The sequence below is a fragment of the uncultured Ralstonia sp. genome (genome assembly GCA_913056305.1).
GTDB lineage: Bacteria > Pseudomonadota > Gammaproteobacteria > Burkholderiales > Burkholderiaceae > Ralstonia.
Genome location: CAJXMR010000260.1, coordinates 1 through 5,875 on the forward strand (window position 1 = coordinate 1; position 5,875 = coordinate 5,875).

A 5,875-nucleotide genomic window follows, 5' to 3' on the forward strand; every position below is an offset into this window, starting at 1 on the left:
TGCGACCGTAAGCGAAAACATTTTGACGGGCAGGAAAGTCCGTAATTATGGTGAGCGGTGTGTCACGTGTCAACCCCTCATCGGAAAAAATTGCGGGCGTGGGGACATGGACACGCGGATGGATCACCACGAACGCGGCCGGCGGCAGCGCGACGGGCGTCAGTTCTTCGCCGATGCCCTCGGCGAAGGCGTTTTGGCCGAACACGAAGAAGGGCACATCGGCACCGAGCTGCAGGCCGAGCGCCATCAGCTTCGTGCGTGGGAGGTCGAGGCCCCACAGGCGGTTGAGCGCGAGCAGCGTGGTCGCCGCATCGGACGAGCCACCGCCGATGCCGCCGCCCATCGGCAGGCGTTTTTCCACCGCGATGTCGACGCCGTAGCGGCAGCCGGTCTCGGCCTGCAGCAGGCGTGCGGCGCGGATCACGAGGTCGTCGTCAGCCGGCACGCCGGGGATGTCGGTGGTGCGCACGAGGCGGCCGTCGGTGCGGCGTGCGAAGTGCAGCGTGTCGCACCAGTCAATCAACTGGAAGACGGTCTGCAGCAGGTGGTAGCCGTCGGGCCGGCGGCCGACCACGTGCAGGAAGAGATTGAGCTTGGCGGGCGCGGGGCAGTCGCGCAGTTCGGCGGGCGCGGAAGGCATGATCAAACGGTGACGGTGTTACTGGTCGAGCACGAGGCGCACGGAGAGCGGGCCATTGCCGTCCTGCAAGCGGTCGAGGTCCAGCCGGTGCACGCGCGCATCCGTTACGCTGTCATCGCTCCAGCTCACATAGCGCACGGTCCAGCCGTTCTGCTCGATGGTCTCGGGGCGCGCTTGCGCGTCGCGTGCCACGCGGGCCGGGGTGCCGGGCGCCGGACGGGCGCGCAGCCAGTCGCGCAGGCCGGAGACCGGCAGCGAGAAGCCGAGCGCATCCTGCATCAGCGTGTCCACTTCGGGCGCGCGGCGCGGGGCCTGGTTGGGCAGTTCCAGCGTGGCGCCGCGCTCGCTCTGGCTGACGATCGCCAGCGTCTGGCCCAGCGGCGACATCAGCTCGAGCTGCACGTCGGTGCCGCGCTCGCGCCACAGGAAGCTGCCGACCGCGCTCTGCTGCGCGTCGCCCTGCATGTAGCGCGCAGAGAAGCGGCCCTGGTAGCGCGTGATGGTGGCGTCGCCGTCCTGGGCGCCGGCGAAGAGATCATTGGCCGGACGCACGCTGGCGCAGCCGGCAAACAGCGCGCAGCCCGCACCCAGCACGAGCGCACCGAGTGCGCGCGAAACCCGCATCGCCATCAGTTCGCGCTCGCGGGAGCGCCTGGGATGGGCTGGCCGAAGCGGCGCAGCGTATCGCGCAGCGTGGTGTCGTTGATGTCGAGCTTGGCGGCTTCCGTCCACACCTTGCGGGCGTCGTCCTGCTTGCCCGCTTGCCACAGCACCTCGCCCAGGTGCGCGCCGATCTCGGCCTGCGGTGCGGCGCTCCAGGCTTTCTGCAGGATGTCGGTGGCGGCGGGCAGGTCGCCACGGCGGTACTTGACCCAGCCGAGGCTGTCGGCGATGTAGGGATCGTCCGGCGCCAGCGAGACGGCCTTCTCGAGCAGTTCCTGCGCTTCCTGCAGGCGCACGTTGCGATCGGCCAGCGAATAGCCGAGCGCGTTGTAGCCGATGGCCTGGCCCGGGCGCAGGTCGATCACCTTGCGCAGCAGGGTTTCCATGTTGTCGTAGTGGCCGTCGTGCTCTTCGAGCATGGCGAGCTGGTACGAGTATTCGACGTTGTCCGGGTCGTTCCTGAGCAGCTCGCTCACGCGGGCGCGGGCGCGGCCGTAGGCCTTGGCGTCCATCAGCATGCCGATCTCGGCCTGGCGGATGCCGTCCATCAGGGCCTGGCGGCGCGGGCCGTCGGGGATGTCTTCCGAATCGGCGACGAGTTCGTCGAAGGCCTGCTGGGCTTCGTCGATGTGGCGCAGCTTGCCGAGCAGCTGCGCGCGCTTGATGCCGGCGGCCAGCACGATCTGGCCGTCGGCGTCGCCACTGGCCGAACCGGTGATCTTGTCCAGCCAGGCGATGGCGCCGGCGTAGTCGTGCTTCTCTTCGGCCAGCTGGGCCAGCGCCTGGTAGCCGGGTTCGGGGCTCAGCGAGGGCGACTTGGCGGTCGCCGCGACGTAGTCCTTCAGGTAGCGCTCGGCGGTGTCGTACTGGCGCTGCTGCAGGTTCAGCAGGCCCAGCGCGAGCGTGATGCGCGCATCTTTGGGGGCGATCTTCTTGAGCGCTTCGAACTCGGCGCGCGCCTTGTCCTGGTCGTTGCGCACCAGGTACATGCGGGCGAGCGCGAGGTGGCCGTCGATGGAGGCCGGCGCCACCTTCAGGAAGCTGCGCAGACCGGCGATGGCGGCGTCGGGGTTGTCGTCGGCGCGCAGTTCGGCGGCGAGGATGGCGGCGTCTTCAAAGCCGGGGCGCAGCTTGAGCGCGGTGTCGAGCTCGGACAGCGCGCCGGGGTTGTCCTTGGCGACCACCCTGGCGCGCGCCAGCGCCAGATGCGTCTCCGGCCGCTGCATGTCGTGCACGGTGATGTGCTGCAGGGCGGTCACGGCACCAACTGGGTCGTTGCTCTTGGACATCTGCTGCTGCAGTTGCAGGATGGCATCGGCACGCTGGCCCGGCGAGACCTTGTTCAACTGCGCCAGCAGCATCGGCTCGACTTCGGACCACTGGCCGGTCGCCACCAGCAGCAGTTGCTGCACCTGGCGCGCTGGCATCGAGGTCGGCGACAGCTCGACCCACAGCCGCGAGGCGTTCAGCGCCTGGGCGGGGGAGCGGGTCAGGAAGGCGATCTCGGTGGCGCGCTGGGCAAAGCGCGGGTCGCGCGTATCGCGCGCGAGGTCAAGGTACGTGCGATACGCCGGCTCGACCAGGCCGCGCTGCAGCGACACTTCCGACGCCAGCACGCGGTACATGATGTCTTCGTTGAGCGGCACGGCTGGCAGGTCGGTGCGCTCCGTGCCGAGCAGGCTGCCGCGTGGCCGCGATTTTTCCGGCTGGACGGCGGCGTGCGGTGCGGCCTTGCCTTCCGCGGGCTTCACCTGCGCCAACAGGGCGGACGATGGCGCGGGCGGCGTCAGCGGCGTTAGCGTCAAGGCCCCTGCCGGCAAGCTGGTCAACCCTCCCGCCAGCAGCGAGGCGAGCAGAAGCGCCCGGCTGCGCGGAAAGCGCGCGGAACGTTGCGTCGCGGGCAGGCGGGGGGAGGCGTGCGGCATGGTCTAGAGACTCCGGAATCGGTTCGGGCCATTGTAGCCTGACCACTACAATCGCCGAATCGGTAAAAAGAATTGGAGCGTCACATGTCACGGAGGTTCGATGCCTGAGTTGCCAGAGGTCGAAGTCACCCGCCTGGGGCTCGTGCCGCATGTGACGGGGCGGCGCATCGTGTGCGCCGTGGTGCGCCATCATGGGCTGCGTTGGCCGATCGATCCGGCATTGCCCGAGCTGCTGGCCGGCCTGACCGTCACGCGCCTGCTGCGCCGGGGCAAGTACCTGCTGATCGAATGCATGCCCGACGCGAGCCACCCTGCCGGACGGCTGCCCGACCCAACGGGCGGCTGGCTCCTGATCCACCTGGGCATGACCGGCACCCTGCGCGTGCTCGAGACGCCGGTGCCTCCAGGCCCGCACGACCACGTCGACTTCGAGCTCGCCGACGCCGGCGGGGCAGTGGTGACCTTGCGCTACCGCGACCCGCGCCGCTTTGGTGCCGTGCTGTGGCACGCCGGGGATGAAGACGCATTGGCCGAGCACCCGCTGCTGCGCAATCTCGGCATCGAGCCCTTCGACGCGCGCTTCAACGGCGACTGGATGCACACCCGCACGCGCGGCCGTAGCGCCGCCATCAAGACGGTGCTGCTGGCCGGCGACATTGTGGTCGGCGTCGGCAATATCTATTGCTCGGAAAGCCTGTTCCGCGCTGGCATCCGGCCCACCACCGCGGCCGGCCGCATCAGCCGGCCGCGCTATGCGGCGCTGGCCGAGGCCATCCGCGCCACCCTGGCCGATGCCATCTCGCGCGGTGGCAGCACCCTGCGCGATTTCGTCGGCTCCGACGGCCAGAGCGGCTATTTCCAGCTGGAAGCCTTCGTCTACGACCGCGCCGGCCTGCCTTGCCGGGTGTGCGGCACCCCGATCCGCCAGATCGTGCAGGGCCAGCGCTCGACGTTCTACTGCCCAAGCTGCCAGCGCTGACGAGCCCGCCGCAGCGGCCGCCCAAACCGGCTGGTGGAGCGCCTTGCAAGGCATTTCGCAAGGATTTCGAAGTAGGGTGTGCGGCCGCCGATGGCATCCCGCAACACTTGCCGCGCCAGCCGTTGCCACAGCGTGGAAAGTTCCACCGAAATGGGGCAGTTCCCTGTATCGTTCCACCTAAATTTGTGCATTTATGTGCCGTAATAGGCGGTAGCTGCGATGCCGGGAGAGCGCGCGCATTTTGCATTGTCGGGTCGCGCACAAAACAAGACAGAACGATGAACAACACACTGAGCACACAGTTCGAGCAGTACAGCACCTGGCGCGCATCGGTACTGCAATCGGTGGGGGAATTCCAGGACTGGCTGCAAGCCCAGGAGCTGTACGACGCCCAGGCCGACATGCGCGCCCAGCGCATCCGCGGCGTGCTGCGCAGCGACAAGCTCAAGGTCGCCTTCATTGCCGAGTTCTCCCGCGGCAAGAGCGAGCTGATCAACGCGATCTTCTTTGCGGACTTCGGCCGCCGCATCCTGCCGTCGTCGGCGGGCCGGACCACGATGTGTCCGACCGAGCTGATGTACGACGAGAGCAACCCGCCGTCGATCCGTCTGCTGCCGATCGAGACGCGCCTGCACGACGCCTCGACTGCTGACTTCCGCGATGCCGGGAGCCACTGGCTGTCGGTGCCGCTGGATCCGTCGTCGCCCGAGGGCATGCTCGAAGCGTTCCGCCACGTGGTGGAAACCGTGCGCGTGCCCAAGGAAGAGGCCGAGCAGCTCGGCCTGTACAACGACGCCGATCCGGATGCCGCTTTTGCGGTGGACGCCGCGGGCACGGTGGAAGTGTCGAAGTGGCGCCACGCGATCATCAACTTCCCGCATCCGATGCTCAAGCAGGGTCTGGTGATCCTGGATACGCCGGGCCTGAACGCGATCGGTACGGAGCCTGAACTGACGCTGCGCCTGATTCCGGACGCGCACGTGGTCGTGTTCGTGCTCGCGGCCGACGCCGGCGTGACCAAGAGCGACCTGGAGCTGTGGCGCACGCACGTGGGCGGCGGCCAGCGCAAGGGCTGCATCGCCGTGCTCAACAAGGTCGACGGCCTGTGGGACCCGCTCAAGACCGAGCAGGAAATCGAGAGCGAAGTCAGCCGCCAGATCATGACCACGGCGCAGGTGCTCGACATCGACGTCGAGCGCGTGTATCCGGTGTCGGCGCAGAAGGGCCTGCTGGCCAAGGTCAGCCACGACGGTGCGCTGCTCGCGAAGAGCCGTCTGCCGGAGCTGGAGTCGGTGCTGTCCGACCAGCTGATTCCCCAGCGTCGCGAGATCGTCACCGAGCAGGTGCAACTGGCGGTGAAGGACATGGCTGCCGGCGCGCAGCAGCTGCTGCAGATGCGCCGCCGCGACATCGTCGAGCAGCTGTTCGAGCTGCGCGGCCTGCGCGGCAAGAACCACACGATGGTCAAGCACATGCTCACGCGCGTGCAGGGCGAGAAGGAAGAGTTCGAGCAGAGCATCGCCAAGTTCCAGGCGCTGCGCACGGTGTTCGGCCGCCATAGCGCGGAGATCATCAAGAGCGTGCAGCTCAAGCAGATCCGCACGACCATGCGTGAGGCGCGCGAGAAGATGAAGGAGCGCGTGTTCTCGCGCGGCCTGCGCGACGACA

At 68.2% G+C, this 5,875-nt stretch carries 5 protein-coding genes; 2 read left to right on the top strand and 3 right to left on the bottom strand.

Annotated elements, in window-relative coordinates; genetic code table 11:
• From ispE to QZ609_RS23700, 3 genes are all read right to left on the bottom strand, one after another.
• Positions 1 to 640, bottom strand: a 640-nt coding sequence (gene ispE / locus QZ609_RS23690) for a 4-(cytidine 5'-diphospho)-2-C-methyl-D-erythritol kinase (protein WP_295500087.1), incomplete at its 3' end; no start/stop codon positions are given.
• A gap of 18 nt (positions 641 to 658) precedes the next feature.
• A complete protein-coding gene (gene lolB, locus QZ609_RS23695; protein ID WP_295500089.1) occupies positions 659 to 1,270 on the bottom strand; it encodes a lipoprotein insertase outer membrane protein LolB in 612 nt (203 codons plus the stop codon).
• Positions 1,270 to 3,228, bottom strand: coding sequence for a tetratricopeptide repeat protein (locus QZ609_RS23700; RefSeq protein WP_295500091.1), 1,959 nt, complete (start codon positions 3,226 to 3,228; stop codon positions 1,270 to 1,272). The genes lolB and QZ609_RS23700 overlap by 1 nt, the downstream gene beginning before the upstream one ends.
• 100 nt (positions 3,229 to 3,328) lie before the next feature.
• On the opposite strand from QZ609_RS23700, the gene mutM reads away from it, so the two are divergent.
• Both mutM and QZ609_RS23710 read left to right on the top strand, forming a co-directional pair.
• Positions 3,329 to 4,207, top strand: coding sequence for a bifunctional DNA-formamidopyrimidine glycosylase/DNA-(apurinic or apyrimidinic site) lyase (mutM, locus tag QZ609_RS23705; protein ID WP_295500093.1), 879 nt, complete (start codon positions 3,329 to 3,331; stop codon positions 4,205 to 4,207).
• A 278-nt stretch (positions 4,208 to 4,485) separates the two neighbouring features.
• On the top strand, positions 4,486 to 5,875 hold a 1,390-nt coding region (locus QZ609_RS23710), incomplete at its 3' end, for a dynamin-like GTPase family protein (RefSeq protein WP_295500095.1).